The following is a 17,401-nucleotide window of genomic DNA, read 5'->3' on the forward strand; positions in this document are numbered from 1 at the left end:
GGGACTGGGGACTAGGGCGCCGCAGCGATGCGCGACGCCAGTGAGGTTTGCAGGCCCCGAATCATCCGGCCTGTTTCTCCAGCAAGGACCAAGGTCGAATCAAGCCGATCCTGATCAAGGTAGTCGAGACGGTGTGCAAGGATGAGCTGCGTTTCCAGTTCAGCAAGCGAACCCGAGGCGATCGAGAGAAAACGAAGAAAGTCGCGCGTAGAACTGCGCGCGTGCCCTTCCGCGATATTCGACGGAACGGACACGGCTGCGCGACGAAGCTGAGAGACCATAACGAAGCGCTCGCTGTCCGGAAAGGAGCGACTCAGAGCATAAATACCGAGAGCAAGATCCATCGCTCGTTGCCAGACCAGCAAATCGCGATAGCTTCGCACCTCGCTCATCAAGCCCCGGCCCCTCCAGCCCCTGCTCCCTGGCCCCCAGCCCCTCAATCAACGTGATAGTTCGGCGCTTCCTTGGTGATCTGCACGTCGTGCACGTGCGACTCGCGGATGCCGGCCGAGGTGATTTCGACGAACTGCGCCTTCGAGCGCATTTCGTCCACCGTGGCGCAGCCGCAGTAGCCCATCGATGCACGCAGGCCGCCCATCAGCTGGGTGATCACGTTCACCACCGGGCCTTTGTAGGGCACACGGCCTTCGACGCCTTCCGGCACCAGCTTGTCGGCGTTCGACGCCGGGTCCTGGAAGTAGCGGTCGGCGGCGCCCTGCTGCATCGCGCCGAGCGAACCCATGCCGCGGTAGGACTTGTAGGAACGACCCTGGAACAGTTCGATCTCGCCCGGCGCTTCCTCGGTACCAGCCAGCAGACCGCCCAGCATGACGGCGTTGGCGCCGGCAGCGACCGCCTTGGCGATGTCGCCGGAGTAGCGGATGCCGCCGTCGGCGATCATCGGCACATCGGTCGACGCGAGTGCGGTGGCGACGTTGTCGATGGCGGTGATCTGCGGCACGCCGACACCGGCGACGATGCGGGTGGTGCAGATCGAACCGGGACCGATGCCCACCTTGACACCGTCGGCGCCGGCATCGACCAGCGCGCGGGCGGCGTCGGCGGTGGCGATGTTGCCGCCGATCACGTCGATGTGCGGGAAGGTGCGCTTGACCCAGCTCACGCGGTCGAGCACGCCTTGCGAATGGCCGTGCGCGGTATCGACCACGATGACGTCGACGCCTGCTTCGGCCAGCGCGGCGGCGCGGTCTTCGGTGCCTTCACCGACGCCGATCGCGGCACCGACACGCAGACGGCCGTGCGCGTCCTTGGCGGCCAGCGGGTGTTCGGTCGACTTCAGCATGTCCTTGACCGTGATCAGGCCACGCAGCGTGTCGTTCTCGCCCAGCACCAGCACCCGTTCGAGGCGGTTCTTGTGCATCAGCGAACGCGCTTCGTCGAGCGACGCGCCTTCGCGCACGAACACGACGCGCTCGCGCGGCGTCATGATGCGCGAGACCGGCTGGTCGAGATTGGTTTCGAAACGGAGGTCGCGGTTGGTCACGATGCCGACCACGCGCTCACCGTCGAGCACCGGAAAACCGGAAATGCGGTGACTGCGTGTCAACCCGTGCAGCTCGCGAACCGTCATGTCGGGAGAGATGGTGATCGGGTCCTTCAGGACGCCGGCTTCGAAACGCTTCACCTTGGCTACTTCGGCGGCCTGCTGCTTGGCGGTGAGGTTCTTGTGGATGATCGCGAGGCCGCCTTCCTGGGCCAGCGCGATGGCCAGCCGGGCTTCGCTGACGGTGTCCATTGCGGCGGACAGCAGCGGAAGATTGACGCGGATGTTGCGGGAGATACGGGTACTGAGACTGACGTCGCGCGGCAGCACATTGGAGTGCGCCGGCACGAGGAGCACGTCGTCGAAGGTCAGCGCCTTCTGGATAACACGCATGACTACTTTCCCAACTAGCAAAAACGTATTATACGCCGGTCGACGCAGCCGTCTGCACCCGGCCCTGAAAGCCGCGCCAGAAGGCGCTCAATCGAGGAGTTGTGAAGTGCTCGTCCGTATCGCCGCAGCCGTGCTGCTCAGTGTTCCGCTCGCCTGCGCCGCCCAGGTCTACCAGTACAAGGACGCCCAGGGACGCACCGTTTTTTCCGACACCCCGCCGCCGGGCGCCAACGCAACGAAGAAGAACATCAATCCGCCGCCGCCGTCCGGCGATGGGTCGGGTTCGGTGCAGGAAAAGCTGCAGGAGTTCCAGAAGCGGCGCGACGAACGGCTGGAATCGGAAGCCAAACAGGCCAAGGAGAAGGCCGAGAAAGAGCGGATGGCCGAGAACTGCACGCGGGCGCGCAGCAAGCTTGCCGCGCTGCAATCGGGTCAGCGCATCGTGCGCTTCAACACGCAGGGCGAACGCGAATTCCTCGACGACGCCGGGCGCGCGAAGGAAATGGAAGACGCGCAGAAGTCGGTGTCGGAGTGGTGCAAGTAAGGGCGCGGGTCAGGCCGCCGGTTCGGCCTCACCGCCGCCCTTCTTGAGTACCTTGCCCTCGGCGGCGCGCTGTCGCCGCACTTCCTTCGGGTCGGCAATCAACGCACGGTAGATTTCGACGCGGTCGCGATCGCGCAGCACCTGGTCGGCCTTGACCAGCTTGGAGAACACGCCGAGCTTGTTCTTCGCCAGATCGATGTCCGGATACTTCTGCAGCAGTCCGGAAGCCTCGACTGCCTGCTGCGCGGTGGCGCCTGCGACCAGTTCCATCGTCACGATGTCCTGCCGCTCGGGCAGCGCATAGGCAACCTGCACGTGGATCTTGTCGCTCATCACTGCGTTCCCTGTCCGTACTGGCGATCGGCCTGCTTCACGAAGGCGTCGACAAAGGTGTTGGCGATATGGCTGAACACCGGACCGACCACCTTCTCGATCAGCCGGCTCGAAAATTCGTAATGCAGGTTGAACTCGATCTTGCAGGCGGCCTCGCCCAGCGGCGCGAACAGCCAGGTGCCGTCGAGCCGGTTGAACGGCCCTTCAACCAGGCGGATGGTCATGCTGCGCGGGAACACCTTGTCGTTGGCGGTGACGAAGTGAGCCTTGACGCCGTGGTAGTTGATGTCGATGCGCGCGCGCGTCAGCACGTCGGTGCGCTCGATCAACTGGCTGCCGCCGCACCAGGGCAGGAACTGCGGATAGTGTTCCACGTCATCGACGAGGCGGAACATCTGTTCGGCACTGCGCTCGATGAGCACGGTTTTTCGGACTTCAGCCATGTCATCAGAAGGTAAAATCGCAATTCTATCCGCGGCAGCGCCCCCTACGCAGCCCCGATTTCATTTCAGCACGTCCCTCACCGGTTTCACTTCATGAGCATTGCCGACAACAAGAAGGCCTTTCACGACTACTTCATCGAGGAACGCTTCGAAGCGGGTCTGGTGCTCGAAGGCTGGGAGGTGAAGGCGATCCGCGCCGGCCGTACGCAGCTGAAGGAGGCGTACGTGGTGCTCAAGGGCGAAGAGGTGTACGTGATCGGCATGCACGTGTCGCCGCTGCCGACCGCCTCCACCCACATCAAGCCCGACCCGACGCGCAGCCGCAAGCTGCTGCTGCACGCGAACGAAATCAGCAAGCTGATCGGTCTGGTCGAGCGCGCCGGCTACACGCTGGTGCCGCTGAACCTGCACTACACGCGTGGCCGCATCAAGCTCGAGATCGGTCTGGCCAAGGGCAAGAAGCAGTTCGACAAGCGCGAGACCGAGAAGAAGCGCGACTGGGAGCGCGAAAAGGCGCGCCTGATGCGCGACCGCGTCTGAGCGGAACGATCAGGCTTCCGCAAGTTCTGGTAGCGTCGTCCGCGCGTCGTAGCCGGTGCGGGCGATGTGCTCGGCCAGCATGGTGTCCATGGTCGAGGCGTGGTGCTCGAACCACACCGGCAGTTCGCGCACCAGCGTATGCACGATGCCCGCGTCGCCGGCCGCCGCCAGGCGTCTGACCTCACGCAGCACCTCGAGCACGCGCTCGTGTTCGCCGCGATGGCAGTGCAGCGGCGGAAAGTCCGACGCTTCCATCCAGACATCCTCCTGCGCGAAATGCGCTTCGGTGTGCGCCACCAGTTCATCGAGTAACGGCAGCGCAGCGGGTGCCGTCGCATCGTCGAGACGGGCCAGCAACTGCATGAATTCGCGGTGGATGTCGTCCATCGGCGCGAGGCCGAGTACGTGTTCCTGTTTCAGTTCGAGTGCGGACATCGCGGCTCCTTTCGTGGATGGCGCGCACTGTGCCCGCCGGGCGGACGGTGCACCTTGATCCAGATTAGGTTTGCGCCGTGTCGCGGCCGCCACAATGGCGCCGCAGCGCGGAGGCGCTGCGGCCGGCGGTGCTAAAGTGCGGCCAGATCACGAGAACACGACATGAGCCAAGAAGCCCCCACCCACATCGCCCACATCGGGCTCGGCGCCAACCTGGCGGATCCGGAAAAGCAGGTACGCGCAGCGCTCGACGAACTGGCCGCAGCGCCGGGCATCGTGCTCGAACGGAAATCGTCGCTCTATCGCACGGCGCCGATCGGCTACGACAACCAGCCCGATTTCATCAACGCCGTTGCGCGCGTGCGGACGACGCTGGAACCGCAGGCCCTGCTCGACGCCCTGCTCGACATCGAGCGCACGCACGGCCGCGTGCGCGAATTCCTGAACGCGCCGCGTACGCTGGATCTGGACGTGCTGCTGTACGAGGACCGCGTGATCAACACCGACACGCTGAACGTGCCGCACCCGCGCGCGCATCTGCGCGCCTTCGTGCTGCTGCCGCTGCTGGAGGTATCTCCGGACGTGGTGATTCCGGGCATCGGGCCGGCGAGCGCCTGGCTTGCGCACTGTCAGGACCAGCCCATCCAGCGCATCGCCGAGTAAGTCGGACATAGATAACCCTCTGTCGGACGCAAGCGCCGCAGTCGCGGCCAAGGCCGCTCCCACAGGTTGAGGCGCCCAATCCGCGGCAGGAGCAAAGAGGACGGTTCTGTGGGAGGGGTCTTCTGACCCCGACAACGGCCTGCCAGCAGCGTCCGGCACCCGACGGATCAGCGACTCGGATGCTGCGGCTCAGAAGCCCTGAGCGAACACGCGCTGCGCCCAGATCAGGGCGGCCAGCGTCTTGGCGTCGGTCAGTTCGCCACGCCACACGGCCGACATCGCGGCTTCCAGCGACAGCGCGGTCACTTCGAGGAATTCACCCTCGTCGAGCGAAGCGCCGACATGGCGCAGGCCGCGGGCGAGGAAGATTTCGATGCGCTCGTCGGAATAGCCGATGCAGGGATGCATCGTGCCGAGATGTTCCCAGCTGTCGGCCTCGTGGCCGGTTTCCTCGCGCAGTTCGCGGATGGCCGTCTGTTCGATCGGTTCGCCCGGATCGATCTTGCCGGCCGGAAATTCGAGGAAGACGCGCCGCGGGCCGTAGCGGAACTGACGCTCGAACACCATGCGCCCGTCCGGCAGGATGGCGATGATGACGACGGCGCCCGGATGCTTGATGTACTCGCGGATCGCCTGCTTGCCGTCCGGCAGCCGGACCTGATCCTGATAGACCTTGAGCAGGACGCCGTCGTAGACCTGACGGCTATCCAGCGTGCTTTCGGTCAGGTCGTCCGCCATCCGTCGCTTACTTCAGCGCCTGGCCGAGGGCAGATGCACACAATGCGAGCAGCGACTGCGGCATCAGGCCGATCAGCGCGATCGCCAGCGCATTGACCGACAGCAGCGCGCGCATTTCGCCGGAGGCGACCAGCGGGCTGTTGTCGAGCGGCTCGTCGAAGTACATCAGCTTGACGACGCGCAGGTAGAAGAAGGCGCCGATCAGCGACAGCAGCACGGCGAACACCGCCGTGTAGATGTAGCCGGCCGCGACGACCGCCTGCAGCACAGCGAGCTTGGCAAAGAAGCCGATGAAGAACGGAATGCCGGCCATCGAGAACATGACCATCATCAGCACCGCGGCGAACCACGGGCTGCGACGGTTCAGGCCCTTCAGGTCGTCCAGCGTTTCCGCTTCGACGCCAGCGCGCGTCAGCACCAGCAGCGTGCCGAAGGCGGCCGAGCTCATCAGCACGTAGGCGATGGTGTAGAACATCGCGCTGCCGAAGGCGTAGGACAGATGGATGTCACCCGAGGCACGCAGTTCGATCACGCCGCTGACCAGACCGAGCAGCATGAAGCCCATGTGCGAAATGGTCGAGTAGGCCAGCATGCGCTTGACATTGGTCTGCGCGATGGCGACCACGTTGCCGAGCGCGATCGACAGGATGGCGAGCAGCATCAGCATCTGCTGCCACTCTACCGCCAGCGTCGGCAGGCCGTCGACCAGCAGGCGGATCGCCATCGCGAAACCGGCCAGTTTGGGCGCCGAGCCGATCAGCAGCGTGATCGCGGTCGGCGCGCCGTGATAGACGTCGGGAATCCACATGTGGAAAGGCACGACGCCGATCTTGAAGGCCAGGCCTGCGACCAGGAAGACCAGGCCGAAGCGCAGCACGTCCATATTGGTGGCCGGGTCGGACAGCTTGCGGGCGATGGCGGAAATTTCCAGCGTCCCGGTCGCACCATAAATCATCGACATGCCGTACAGCAGCAGGCCGGACGCCAGCGCGCCGAGCACGAAGTACTTCATCGCCGCTTCGGTCGAGCGCGCCGATTCTCGGTCCAGCGCGACCAGCGCGTAGATCGCCAGCGACAGCAGTTCCAGGCCCAGGTAGAGCGTCAGGAAGTGGTTGGCCGAAATCATCACCTGCATGCCCAGCGTCGCGAACAGTACCAGCAGGTAGTACTCGCCACGCTCCAGACCGCGCGCCATCAGGTAATCGCGGCTGTAGACGACGACAGCAAACACGGTGATGTAGAGACAGCTCTTCAGCACGTCGGCGAGGCGGTCATCGACGAACATGCCGCTGAAGGTGAGCGTCGTGTCCGGTCCGGCGGTACCGGCCTGGATGGCGAAGGCGCCGGCCAGCGTCGCCAGCGTGAGCAGGTAAGGCAGCCAGCCCTGGCGTTCGGACTTGAAGAGGTCTGCGAGCAGCACGACGCAGGCCATCACCAGCACGAAGATTTCGGCCGATGCGGGGAAGAAGTCAGGCAGAGGGAAGTTCATTCTTTTGGTCCGTCAGAGCTTGCCGGCTGCGACATGGTCGAGCAGCTGGTTCACGGTCGCATGCATGATTTCGGTCACCGGCTGCGGCCAGATGCCCATGGCCAGCGTGCACACCGCCAGCACACCGAGGATGAGCATTTCGCGCGCATTGATGTCGCTCAGTTCGGCAACGTGGCTGTTGGCGACATCGCCGAACACCACGCGCTTGTACATCCACAAGGTGTAAGCCGCGCCGAGAATCAGCGTGGTGGCGGCGGCAAAGCCGGTCCAGAAATTGAACTGGATGGCGCCGAGCACGACCATGAATTCGCCGATGAAGCCGGAGGTGGCCGGCAGGCCGGCGTTGGCCATCGCGAACAGCAGGAACAGCGCGGCAAACTTCGGCATCGTATTCACGACGCCACCGTAGTCGGCGATGTTGCGGGTGTGCATGCGGTCGTAGAGCACGCCGATGCAGAGGAACATCGCGGCCGACACGAAGCCGTGCGAAATCATCTGCACCAGGGCGCCTTCGATGCCCAGCGGATTGAAGATGAAGAAGCCCAGCGTGACGAAGCCCATGTGCGAGATCGACGAATAGGCGACCAGCTTCTTCATGTCGGTCTGCGCCAGCGCGACCAGGCCGATGTAGATGACGGCGATCAGCGACAGGCCGATCACCACCGGCGCGAAGTGCTGGGCCGCGTCTGGCACGATGGGCAGCGAGAACCGGAGAAAGCCGTAGGCGCCGAGCTTCAGGCCGATCGCCGCCAGGACGGCCGAACCGCCGGTCGGCGCCTCGACGTGGGCGTCCGGCAGCCAGGTGTGCACCGGCCACATCGGCACCTTCACCGCGAAGCTGGCGAAGAAGGCCCAGAAGATCAGCGACTGCGCGGTCATCGCCAGCGGCTCGCGGTGCCAGTCGAGGATGGCGAAGCTGCCGCTCTTGTGGAACAGGTAGAGCAGCGCGACCAGCATCAGCAGCGAACCGAGCAGCGTGTAGAGGAAGAACTTGAAGGCCGCATAGACGCGGTTCTTGCCGCCCCACACACCGATGACCAGATACAGCGGGATCAGCGACGCTTCGAAGAACACGTAGAACAGGATGCCGTCGAGCGCCGAGAAGATGCCGTTCAGCAGGCCCGACATGATCAGGAAGGCGGCGAAGTACTGCGAGGGCTTGTACTCGATCACCGTCCAGCCGGCCATCACCACCAGCACCGTGATGAAGCTGTTCAGGATGACGAAGGGCATCGAGATGCCATCGACACCGAGGTGGTAATTGATGTTGTAGTCGCGTACCCAGGGCATCAACTCGACGAACTGCATGCCGGCACTGGCGGTATCGAAGCCGGTGTAGAGCGGAATCGTGACCAGGAAGCCGAAGATGGCCGTGACCAGCGCGATCAGTTTCGAGAAGGCCACATTACGGCCGTCGCCACTGGCGAGCACGAGCAGACCACCGGCAATCGGCAGCCATACGGCAAGACTGAGAAGGGGAATATCGGTCATTTCTTTGTTTGTTCAGCCGACACGTTCACCGGTCAGGGCAACCGCGTCTGGCACTCCCTCTGAATTCACGCCACGGGCGGCATCCTCACCGCCCGCACCACATCACTTGAAGCCCAGTCTCCACAGCAGCAGGAGACAGACACCGATCACCATTGCAAACGCGTAGCGGTAGATGTACCCGGTCTGTATGCCGCGGGCGAGGCGCGCAAACGCACCGACAGCCGAGGCGGAACCGTTGATCAGCACACCGTCGATGATCGTGCGGTCGCCCGCGGCCCACAGGCCGCGACCCAGCAGACGGGCGCCACCGGCGAAGACGATCTCGTTGAAGCGGTCGAAGTAGTACTTGTTCTCGAGCACCACATTGATCGGGCGGAAGATCGGCGCGATTCGGCCCGGCAGCGAGGGCATCGCGATGTACATGACCCAGGCCAGCACGACGCCACCCAGCGCGAGCCAGAACGGCAGCGCGGTGAAACCGTGCATCGCCATGCCGGCAGCGGAGTGGAAGTGCTCGCCGACCTTGGCCAGCACGTCGTGCTCAGGCAGCACCGTCACGACGCCGTCGAACCAGTCGCCGAACAGCATGGGCTGCACGGTGAAGTAGCCGATGAAAACTGACGGTATGGCCAGCAGCGCCAGCGGCACCCACACCACCCACGGCGACTCGTGCGGCTTCTCGCCCGGCGCAAGGCCGTGGTGTTCGTCGTGGTGGTCATCGTCGTGATGATCGTCGCCGTGCGCGTGATGATCGTCGTGCGCCTTGCCGAAGTTCTCCGGGCCGTGGAACACGCGGAAGTACATGCGGAAGGAGTAGAAGGCGGTGATGAACACACCGGCGACCACGCAGAAGTAGGCGTAGCCGGCGCCCGGTATCGTCGAGAAATGCACCGCCTCGATGATCGAGTCCTTCGAGTAGAAGCCGGACAGGAAAGGCACGCCGATCAGCGCCAACGAGCCGAGCAGCGAGGTGAACCAGGTGATCGGCATGTACTTCCACAGGCCGCCCATATTGCGCATGTCCTGGTCGTGGTGCATGCCCATGATGACCGAGCCGGCGCCCAGGAAGAGCAGCGCCTTGAAGAAGGCGTGCGTCATCAGGTGGAACACCGCGGCCGAGTAGGCCGACACGCCCAGCGCCACCGTCATGTAGCCGAGCTGCGACAGCGTCGAATAGGCCACGACGCGCTTGATGTCGTTCTGGATGATGCCGAGGAAGCCCATGAACAGCGCAGTCGTCGCACCGATCACCAGCACAAAGGACAGCGCGGTCTCCGACAGTTCGAACAGCGGCGACATACGGGTGACCATGAAGATGCCGGCCGTCACCATCGTCGCTGCGTGGATCAGCGCCGAAATCGGGGTCGGGCCTTCCATCGAATCCGGCAGCCACACGTGCAGCGGCACCTGCGCCGACTTGCCCATCGCGCCGATGAACAGGCCGATGCAGACCGCGGTGAGCAGCGGCCAGTCGGTGCCGGCGACCGTCATGGCCACCAGCTCCTCACGCTTGGCGAACACCTCGGCGTAATTGAGCGTGCCGGCGTAGGCGGCGATCAGGCCGATTCCGAGCAGGAAGCCGAAGTCACCGACGCGGTTCACCAGGAAGGCCTTCAGGTTGGCGTACACGGCGGTCGGGCGCTTGAACCAGAAACCGATCAGCAGATAGGACACCAGACCCACCGCTTCCCAGCCGAAGAACAGCTGCACGAAGTTGTTGCTCATGACGAGCATCAGCATCGAGAAGGTGAACAGCGAAATGTAGGAGAAGAAACGGTTGTAGCCGGGATCTTCGGCCATGTAGCCGATGGTGTAGAGGTGCACCATCAGCGACACCGAGGTGACCACGAGCATCATCATCACGGTCAGCTTGTCGATCTGGAAGCCAATTTCCATCTTCAGATCGCCGCTGGTCGCCCAGGTGTAGAGCGCGCCATTGAAGCTGTTGCCGGCCTGCACGTCCTGGAAGATGACCCAGGACGCGACCAGCGCCACGGCGACGCCGAGGATGGTGACGCTGTGCGCGACCCAGCGCGGAATGACGCGGCAGAACAGGCCGGCGATGATGGCGCCGAACAGCGGCGCGAGCGGGACGAGCAGATAGAGCTTTTGCATCGATGTCATGTCGCTCAACCTTTCAGGCTGTCCAGATCATCGACGTGGATGGTGTTCAGGTTGCGGAACAGCACCACGAGGATGGCCAGCCCGATCGCGGATTCCGCGGCGGCTACGGTAAGGATGAAGAAAACGAAGATCTGGCCGGACGGGTCGCCGAGGTAGTGCGAGAAGGCGACGAAATTCATGTTCACCGCCAGCAGCATCAGTTCGATCGCCATCAGCAGAACGATGAGGTTCTTCCGGTTCAGGAAGATGCCGACCACGCTGATCGCGAACAGCACGGCGCCCAGCATCAGGAAGTAGGAAAGGGGCAAGGAGGTCATGTCGTGCGCTTCTTTTCTCAGTCTTTCTCGGCCGGCATCGACACCAGGCGCACGCGGTCTTCACGGCGCACCGCGATCTGCTTGGCCGGTTCCTGGAACTTGGTGTCCTTGCGCTTGCGCATGGTCAGCGCGATGGCCGCGATGATGGCGACCAGCAGGATGACCGAGGCGAGTTCGAACGGATACACGTACTCGGTGTAGATCAGCCGCCCCAGTTCCTTGGTGTTGCTGTAGCCGGCGGCGGCAGCCTCGGGCGCTGGCATGCGGTCAGCCGAGAAGTACTTGGCGCCCAGCACGGCGAACATCTCGGCCAGCATCAGGCCAGCTACGATGAGGCCCGGTACCAGATTGGCCCAGAAGCCCTCGCGCATCCGCTCGATATTGATGTCCAGCATCATCACGACGAAGAGGAAGAGCACCATCACCGCGCCGACATAGACCAGCACCAGCGCGATCGCGAGGAACTCTGCCTGCAGCAGCATCCAGATGCCACCGGCGGTGAAGAAGGACAGCACCAGGTAGAGCGCCGCGTGCACCGGATTGCGCGCAGTGATGACGCGCAGCGACGCGGCCACCAGGATGGCGCTGAGGAAGAAGAAAACTGCGGTCTGGAAATCCATCATCGATTCGTTCTTGTCCGTTCCCTTGAGCCCTGCCCGCTCGCGCGGGCCCGGCCATCAGCGGTACTTCGAGTCCGCTTCCCTGTCCTTGGCGATCTGCGTTTCATAGCGATCGCCGACGGCCAGCAGCATCTGCTTGGTGTAGTACAGGTCACCGCGCTTTTCACCGTGGTACTCGAGCACGCGCGTCTCGACGATGGCATCGACCGGACAGGCTTCCTCGCAGAAACCGCAGAAGATGCACTTGGTCAGATCGATGTCGTAACGCGTGGTACGGCGGGTGCCGTCGTCACGCTGATCCGACTCGATGGTGATGGCCATCGCCGGGCACACCGCCTCGCACAGCTTGCAGGCAATGCAGCGTTCCTCGCCGTTCGGATAGCGGCGCAGCGCGTGCAGACCGCGGAAACGCGGCGACTGCGGCGTCTTCTCTTCCGGAAACTGCAGGGTGATCTTGCGCGCGAACAGGTGACGGCCGGTCAGCGCCATGCCCTTCACCAGTTCGGTCAGCATCAGCCCGCCGAACAAATCTCTCATCGAACCCATAACGCGTCCCTTACTTCCAGATCGACAGCGGAGACATCATCCAGCCGCCGATGAACACGAGCCACACGATGGTGACCGGGATGAAAACCTTCCAGCCCAGACGCATAATCTGGTCATAGCGGTAGCGCGGGAAAGTCGCGCGCAGCCACAGGAAGAAGAACAGGCAGAAAGCGCTCTTCGCCGCCAGCCAGTGGAAACCGTCCGGCAGGAAACCGACCGGCGACAGCCAGCCGCCGAGGAACATGATCGAGGTCAGCGTCGCGATCAGGATCATGTTGGCGTACTCGGCAAGGAAGAACAGCGCGAACGCCATGCCCGAGTACTCGATCATGTGACCGGCCACGATTTCCGATTCGCCTTCCACCACGTCGAACGGCGAGCGGTTGGTTTCGGCCACGCCGGCGATGAAGTAGACGATGAACATCGGGAACAGCGGCAGCCAGTTCCACGACAGCACGCCCAGACCCATGTTGGCGAACATGCCCTCGCCCTGCCCGCGCACGATGTCCGACAGGTTCAGACTCTGCGACACCATCAGCACGGTCACCAGCGCGAAGCCCATGGCGATTTCGTAGGCGACGATCTGCGCCGCCGAACGCAGGCTGCCGAGGAAGGCGTACTTCGAGTTCGACGCCCAGCCGGCGATGATGACGCCGTACACGCCCATCGACGTGATGGCCATGATGTAGAGCAGGCCGGCGTTGATGTCGGCCAGCACCAGTCCGTCGTTGAACGGGATCACCGCCCAGGCGGCCAGTGACGGCGCCAGCGCCAGCACCGGCGCCAGCACGAACAGCGTCTTGCTCGACGCCGACGGCAGCACGATTTCCTTGAACAGCAGCTTCAGGCCGTCGGCGATCGGCTGGGCCAGACCACCCAGCGCCTTGATGCCGAAGAAGGTGACGCGGTTCGGGCCGTTGCGCACCTGCATCCAGCCGATGATCTTGCGCTCGGCCAGCGTCAGGTAGGCGACACAGCCCATCAGCGGCAGGATGATCGCGAAGATCTTGACCAGGGTCCACACCGGCACCCAGGCGGCGCCGAGCAGGTCCTGCACGGGTTGCAGCAGCGCGTCCATTACAGGGCCTCCACGTTCAGGATGCCGGACAGCGTGCCCAGCGGCGCAGTCTGCGGCCAGCCGGCCGACACGCGCACGCAGCCTGCCGGCACGGTGTCATCCAGCGCAAGATCAAGTTCGCTCGACCAGGCCGAACCGCGCACGCGGACGCGCTTCGCCTCGGTCAGGCCGGACGCCGCAGCGGTGGCCGGATTCACGCGGGCCATCGGCGCCGCGGAATCGCGCGCGGCAGCCAGTGCCGGTGCGCGACGCACCAGCGCGTCGTTACGGTAGATCGGGTAGTCGGCGATGCGCTGCAGACCGGTCACCGCGGACGGACGCGCGAACGCGACATCGCTCGCGGTGTTGTCCAGCTTGTACTCGGGCAGCCAGCCATTCGCACCGGCCAGCGCTTCGTCGCGCACCGCTTCCGACGAATCGAACTTGAAGCCGCCCAGCTCGAGCAGGCTGCCGAGCACGCGCAGCACCTTCCACGCCGGACGGGTTTCGCCCTTCGGACGCACCACCGCGTGGAAACTCTGGATGCGGCCTTCGACACTGACGAAGGTGCCGGAGGTTTCGGTGAAGGGCGACACCGGCAGCAGACAGTCGGCGTAGTCCAGACCGGTCTTGAACGGCGACATGACGATGACGGTGTCGGCGCCCTTCAGCGCTTCGACCGCCATCGGCGCGTTGGCCGCGTCGAGTTCGGGTTCGGTGTGCAGCAGCACGTAGGCGCGCAGGCCGCCGAGCAGCATCTGCTGCGCGTTCAGGCCGGATTGCGCACCGACGGTGGCAGCGCCGACGCTGTTCGCGGCTTCGCCCAAATAACCCAGGGTGGCACCGGTCAGCCGCGCCAGTTCCTGTGCCAGCGCATGCAGGCCGGCAGCGTCCGGATGCTGCTGGACGACCGAGCCGAGGAAGACGGCGCGCGCACCGTCGTCGCACAGGCTCTGCGCAATGCGGCGGGCCGCATCCGACACCTCGGCCGACTCAGCGCCCGCCGGCACCGCGACGCCACGGATTTCGGCAGCGGCCTTGACCAGCGCGGCCAGTTCACCGGCCAGTGCCGACGGCGCGACGGTAACGCGGGCGAAGGTGGTCATCAGCCAGTCTTCGTTGCTTACGCCGAGCGCACTGACGCGGGTACCGCGACGCGCGGCCTGACGCAGGCGCTGCGCCATCAGCGGGTGATCCTTGCGCAGGAAGCTGCCGACGACCAGCGCTGCGGACAGCTTCGATACGTCGGCCACCTTCATGCCCAGCCAGGGGATGCCGGCCAGCTTGCCGTCCAGACCGAAATCGGTCTGGCGCAGACGGTGGTCGATGTTGCCGCCACCGAGGCCGCGCATCAGTTGCGCGCCCAGATAGAGTTCTTCGGTCGTCGAGTACGGCGCAGCCAGCATGCCGATCTTCGCGGCACCGTGTTCGTCGGCGACGCGCTTCAGACTGTTGGCGGCGTATTCGAGCGCGGTCTGCCAATCGACCTCGATCCACTTGCCGTCCTGCTTGATCATCGGCGTGGTCAGACGATCGTCGCTGTTCAGCGCTTCGTAGGAGAAGCGGTCACGGTCGGAAATCCAGCACTCGTTGACCTCTTCGTTCTCCAGCGGCAGCACGCGCTTCACTTCGTCGTGCTTGACCTGGACGACGAGGTTGGTGCCCAGACTGTCGTGCGGACTCACCGTCTTGCGGCGCGACAGTTCCCAGGTACGGGCCGAATAGCGGAAGGGCTTGGAGGTGAGCGCACCGACCGGGCACAGGTCGATCATGTTGCCCGACAGTTCGGAATCGACGGTGTGACCGACGAAGGTCATGATTTCCGAATGCTCGCCGCGGTTGGCCATGCCCAGTTCCATGACGCCGGCGATTTCCTGGCCGAAGCGCACGCAGCGGGTGCAGTGGATGCAGCGGGTCATGTCGGTCGAAATCAGCGGACCGAGATTCTTGTTCATCACCACCCGCTTCTCTTCCTGATAGCGGGAGGCCGACGCGCCGTAACCGACGGCGAGATCCTGCAGCTGGCACTCGCCACCCTGATCGCAGATCGGGCAATCCAGCGGGTGATTGATCAGCAGGAACTCCATCACGCCCTTCTGCGCGGTGATGGCCTGGTCGGAATGCGTCTGCACCTTCATGCCGTTGGTGACCGGCGTGGCACACGCGGGCAGCGGCTTCGGCGCGCGCTCGACCTGCACCAGACACATGCGGCAGTTGGCGGCGATGGACAGTTTCTTGTGATAGCAGAAGTGCGGAATGTGCAGGCCCAGACGGTTGGCCGCATCCATCACGGTACTGCCGTCCGGCACTTCCAGCTTCTGGCCGTCGATCTCGATCTCTAGCATGCTGCGTGTTCCACGTAAATGCGGCTGCCTTCGCGCTGCACGTCCACCGGGACGAGGCAGTGCTTGTGCTCGACGTGATACTCAAATTCGGACCGGAAGTGCTTGATGAAGCTCTTCACCGGGAAAGCGGCGGCGTCGCCCAGCGCGCAGATGGTGCGGCCGGCGATGTTGCTGGCGACGTTGTCCAGCGTGTCGAGGTCGTCCGGGCGGCCCTGGCCGTGCTCGATGCGATGCACCATGCGGTACAGCCAGCCGGTACCCTCGCGGCAGGGCGTGCACTGGCCGCAGGATTCCTCGTGATAGAAGTAGGACAGACGCTCCAGCGACTTCACCATGCAGGTGGTCTCGTCCATCACGATGACCGCGCCCGAACCCAGCATGGAGCCGGCCTTGGAGATGGAGTCATAGTCCATCGTGCAGTCCATCATGATGTCGGCCGGCAGCACCGGTGCCGACGAGCCGCCGGGAATGACCGCCTTCAGCTTGCGGCCGCCGCGCATGCCGCCGCACATTTCGAGCAGCGCCGCGAACGGCGTGCCGAGCGGGATTTCATAGACGCCCGGGCGATTGACGTGGCCGGACACCGAGAAGATCTTGGTGCCGCCGTTGTTCGGCTTGCCCAGCGCCTGGAAAGCCTCGCCGCCGTTGTTGATGATCCATGGAATGGCCGCGAAGGTTTCCGTGTTGTTGATCGTGGTCGGCTTGCCGTACAGGCCGTGGCTGGCCGGGAACGGCGGCTTGAAGCGCGGCTGCCCCTTCTTGCCTTCGATCGATTCGAGCAGCGCAGTCTCTTCGCCGCAGATGTAGGCGCCCCAGCCATGGTGCGCGAACAGGTCGAAATCGAAACCCTTGCCCAGAATGTTCTTGCCGATGAAGCCGGCGGCACGCGCCTCGGCCAGCGCTTCCTCGAAGCGCTGGTAGAGCGAGAACACCTCGCCGTGGATGTAGTTGTAGCCGCGGGTGCAGCCCATCACGAAACCGGCGATGGCCATGCCCTCGATGACCAGGTGCGGGTTGTAGCGCAGCAGGTCGCGGTCCTTGAAGGTGCCCGGTTCGCCCTCGTCCGAGTTGCAGACGACGTACTTGTCCATCGGGAACTGGCGCGGCATGAAGCTCCACTTCAGGCCGGTGGGGAAACCTGCGCCGCCACGGCCGCGCAGGTCGGATTTCTTCACCTCGGCGATGATCTGGTCCGCCGTCATGCCGGATTCGAGAATCTTGCGCAGCGCCGAATAGCCGCCGCGCTTGATGTAGTGCTCGATGCCCCAGGTGTTGTCGCCGTCCAGGCCGGCGAGCAGGATGGCTTGCGGGTTCTCAGGGGCGTTCATTTCAGCTCGTCCAGCAGTGCGTCGATCTTCTCGCGGCTCATCCAGCTGCACAGACGCGTGTTGTTGACGATGATGGCCGGCGCGTCGCCGCACACACCCATGCACTCGCCTTCCTTCAGCGTGAAGCGGCCGTCGGCGGTGGTTTCGTTGAAACCGATGCCCAGCTTCTCCTTCACGTACTCGGCCGCCTGCTCGCCGCCGGACAGCGCACAGGGCAGGTTCGTGCAAACGGTGATCTTCCAGCGACCGACCGGCTTCACGTCGTACATGTTGTAGAAGGTGGCCACTTCCATCGCCGCCATCGGCGGGATGTTCAGATGGACGGCCACGGCCTCGATCGCTTCGGGCGATAGCCAGCCGTTCTGTTCCTGCGCAATGCGCAGGCCGGCCATCACGGCGGAGATCGCCTGGCCTTCGGGGTACTTCGCGACTTCGCGGTCGATCGCCGCGCGCGACGCTTCACTCAGCGAGAAACTCATTCTGTCCATGCT

19 protein-coding genes are annotated in these 17,401 nt (G+C 64.2%); 3 read left to right on the forward strand and 16 right to left on the reverse strand.

What is annotated here, in order from left to right; all coding sequences use genetic code 11:
- Window positions 1–11: 11 nt before the first annotated feature.
- Window positions 12–392, reverse strand: coding sequence for a four helix bundle protein (locus AC51BJ_RS04960; protein ID WP_496279518.1), 381 nt, complete (start codon window positions 390–392; stop codon window positions 12–14).
- Window positions 393–436: 44 nt separating this feature from the next.
- Window positions 437–1,897 (reverse strand): IMP dehydrogenase, encoded by a 1,461-nt coding sequence (gene guaB, locus AC51BJ_RS04965; RefSeq protein ID WP_304002569.1) that lies wholly within the window; start codon window positions 1,895–1,897, stop codon window positions 437–439.
- 106 nt (window positions 1,898–2,003) lie between these two features.
- Here guaB and AC51BJ_RS04970 point away from each other — a divergent pair, with 106 nt between their 5' ends.
- The gene (locus AC51BJ_RS04970) at window positions 2,004–2,441 is read left to right on the forward strand and encodes a DUF4124 domain-containing protein (RefSeq protein ID WP_019917546.1); all 438 of its coding nucleotides are present in this window, start codon (window positions 2,004–2,006) and stop codon (window positions 2,439–2,441) included.
- Between the two features lie 9 nt (window positions 2,442–2,450).
- On the opposite strand, the gene AC51BJ_RS04975 is transcribed toward AC51BJ_RS04970, so the two are convergent.
- Both AC51BJ_RS04975 and AC51BJ_RS04980 read right to left on the reverse strand, forming a co-directional pair.
- On the reverse strand, window positions 2,451–2,774 hold the full coding sequence (locus AC51BJ_RS04975; protein WP_019917544.1) for an RnfH family protein: 324 nt from the start codon (window positions 2,772–2,774) through the stop codon (window positions 2,451–2,453).
- Window positions 2,774–3,217: a type II toxin-antitoxin system RatA family toxin gene (locus tag AC51BJ_RS04980; protein ID WP_019917543.1), complete on the reverse strand. Its 444-nt coding sequence runs from the start codon at window positions 3,215–3,217 to the stop codon at window positions 2,774–2,776. The genes AC51BJ_RS04975 and AC51BJ_RS04980 overlap by 1 nt, the downstream gene beginning before the upstream one ends.
- 93 nt (window positions 3,218–3,310) lie before the next feature.
- On the opposite strand from AC51BJ_RS04980, the gene smpB reads away from it, so the two are divergent.
- Window positions 3,311–3,757 carry an SsrA-binding protein SmpB gene (gene smpB, locus AC51BJ_RS04985; RefSeq protein ID WP_020165267.1) on the forward strand — a complete coding sequence of 149 codons (447 nt, stop codon included), beginning with the start codon at window positions 3,311–3,313 and terminating at the stop codon, window positions 3,755–3,757.
- A gap of 9 nt (window positions 3,758–3,766) precedes the next feature.
- On the opposite strand, the gene AC51BJ_RS04990 is transcribed toward smpB, so the two are convergent.
- On the reverse strand, window positions 3,767–4,192 hold the full coding sequence (locus tag AC51BJ_RS04990) for a hemerythrin domain-containing protein (protein WP_430434579.1): 426 nt from the start codon (window positions 4,190–4,192) through the stop codon (window positions 3,767–3,769).
- 162 nt (window positions 4,193–4,354) lie between these two features.
- Between AC51BJ_RS04990 and folK the strand changes: the two genes are divergently transcribed.
- A complete protein-coding gene (gene folK, locus AC51BJ_RS04995; protein ID WP_430434580.1) occupies window positions 4,355–4,855 on the forward strand; it encodes a 2-amino-4-hydroxy-6-hydroxymethyldihydropteridine diphosphokinase in 501 nt (166 codons plus the stop codon).
- A 189-nt stretch (window positions 4,856–5,044) separates the two neighbouring features.
- Here the strand turns inward: folK and AC51BJ_RS05000 are convergent, their stop codons facing one another.
- The 11 genes from AC51BJ_RS05000 to nuoE form a co-directional block, all read right to left on the reverse strand.
- On the reverse strand, window positions 5,045–5,593 hold the full coding sequence (locus tag AC51BJ_RS05000) for an NUDIX domain-containing protein (protein ID WP_430434581.1): 549 nt from the start codon (window positions 5,591–5,593) through the stop codon (window positions 5,045–5,047).
- Between the two features lie 7 nt (window positions 5,594–5,600).
- Window positions 5,601–7,082: an NADH-quinone oxidoreductase subunit NuoN gene (gene nuoN / locus AC51BJ_RS05005; protein ID WP_496279519.1), complete on the reverse strand. Its 1,482-nt coding sequence runs from the start codon at window positions 7,080–7,082 to the stop codon at window positions 5,601–5,603.
- Window positions 7,083–7,094: 12 nt separating this feature from the next.
- Window positions 7,095–8,573: an NADH-quinone oxidoreductase subunit M gene (locus tag AC51BJ_RS05010; protein ID WP_304002551.1), complete on the reverse strand. Its 1,479-nt coding sequence runs from the start codon at window positions 8,571–8,573 to the stop codon at window positions 7,095–7,097.
- A gap of 102 nt (window positions 8,574–8,675) precedes the next feature.
- Window positions 8,676–10,697, reverse strand: a complete 2,022-nt coding sequence (gene nuoL, locus AC51BJ_RS05015) for an NADH-quinone oxidoreductase subunit L (protein ID WP_496279520.1) — start codon at window positions 10,695–10,697, stop codon at window positions 8,676–8,678.
- A gap of 5 nt (window positions 10,698–10,702) precedes the next feature.
- Window positions 10,703–11,014 carry an NADH-quinone oxidoreductase subunit NuoK gene (gene nuoK / locus AC51BJ_RS05020; RefSeq protein ID WP_020165274.1) on the reverse strand — a complete coding sequence of 104 codons (312 nt, stop codon included), beginning with the start codon at window positions 11,012–11,014 and terminating at the stop codon, window positions 10,703–10,705.
- A 17-nt stretch (window positions 11,015–11,031) separates the two neighbouring features.
- A complete protein-coding gene (locus AC51BJ_RS05025; protein WP_020165275.1) occupies window positions 11,032–11,634 on the reverse strand; it encodes an NADH-quinone oxidoreductase subunit J in 603 nt (200 codons plus the stop codon).
- Window positions 11,635–11,691: 57 nt separating this feature from the next.
- Window positions 11,692–12,171: an NADH-quinone oxidoreductase subunit NuoI gene (gene nuoI / locus AC51BJ_RS05030; RefSeq protein WP_198291215.1), complete on the reverse strand. Its 480-nt coding sequence runs from the start codon at window positions 12,169–12,171 to the stop codon at window positions 11,692–11,694.
- A gap of 19 nt (window positions 12,172–12,190) precedes the next feature.
- Window positions 12,191–13,258, reverse strand: coding sequence for an NADH-quinone oxidoreductase subunit NuoH (nuoH, locus tag AC51BJ_RS05035; RefSeq protein ID WP_019917529.1), 1,068 nt, complete (start codon window positions 13,256–13,258; stop codon window positions 12,191–12,193).
- Window positions 13,258–15,582 (reverse strand): NADH-quinone oxidoreductase subunit NuoG, encoded by a 2,325-nt coding sequence (nuoG, locus tag AC51BJ_RS05040; protein ID WP_496279521.1) that lies wholly within the window; start codon window positions 15,580–15,582, stop codon window positions 13,258–13,260. The genes nuoH and nuoG overlap by 1 nt, the downstream gene beginning before the upstream one ends.
- Entirely contained in the window at window positions 15,576–16,910 is a 1,335-nt protein-coding gene (nuoF, locus tag AC51BJ_RS05045; protein WP_020165279.1) for an NADH-quinone oxidoreductase subunit NuoF, read from the reverse strand. The genes nuoG and nuoF overlap by 7 nt, the downstream gene beginning before the upstream one ends.
- The gene (gene nuoE, locus AC51BJ_RS05050; RefSeq protein ID WP_430435646.1) at window positions 16,907–17,389 is read right to left on the reverse strand and encodes an NADH-quinone oxidoreductase subunit NuoE; all 483 of its coding nucleotides are present in this window, start codon (window positions 17,387–17,389) and stop codon (window positions 16,907–16,909) included. The genes nuoF and nuoE overlap by 4 nt, the downstream gene beginning before the upstream one ends.
- Window positions 17,390–17,401 lie beyond the last annotated feature (12 nt).

The organism is Methyloversatilis sp. S146-33, from assembly GCF_059552495.1.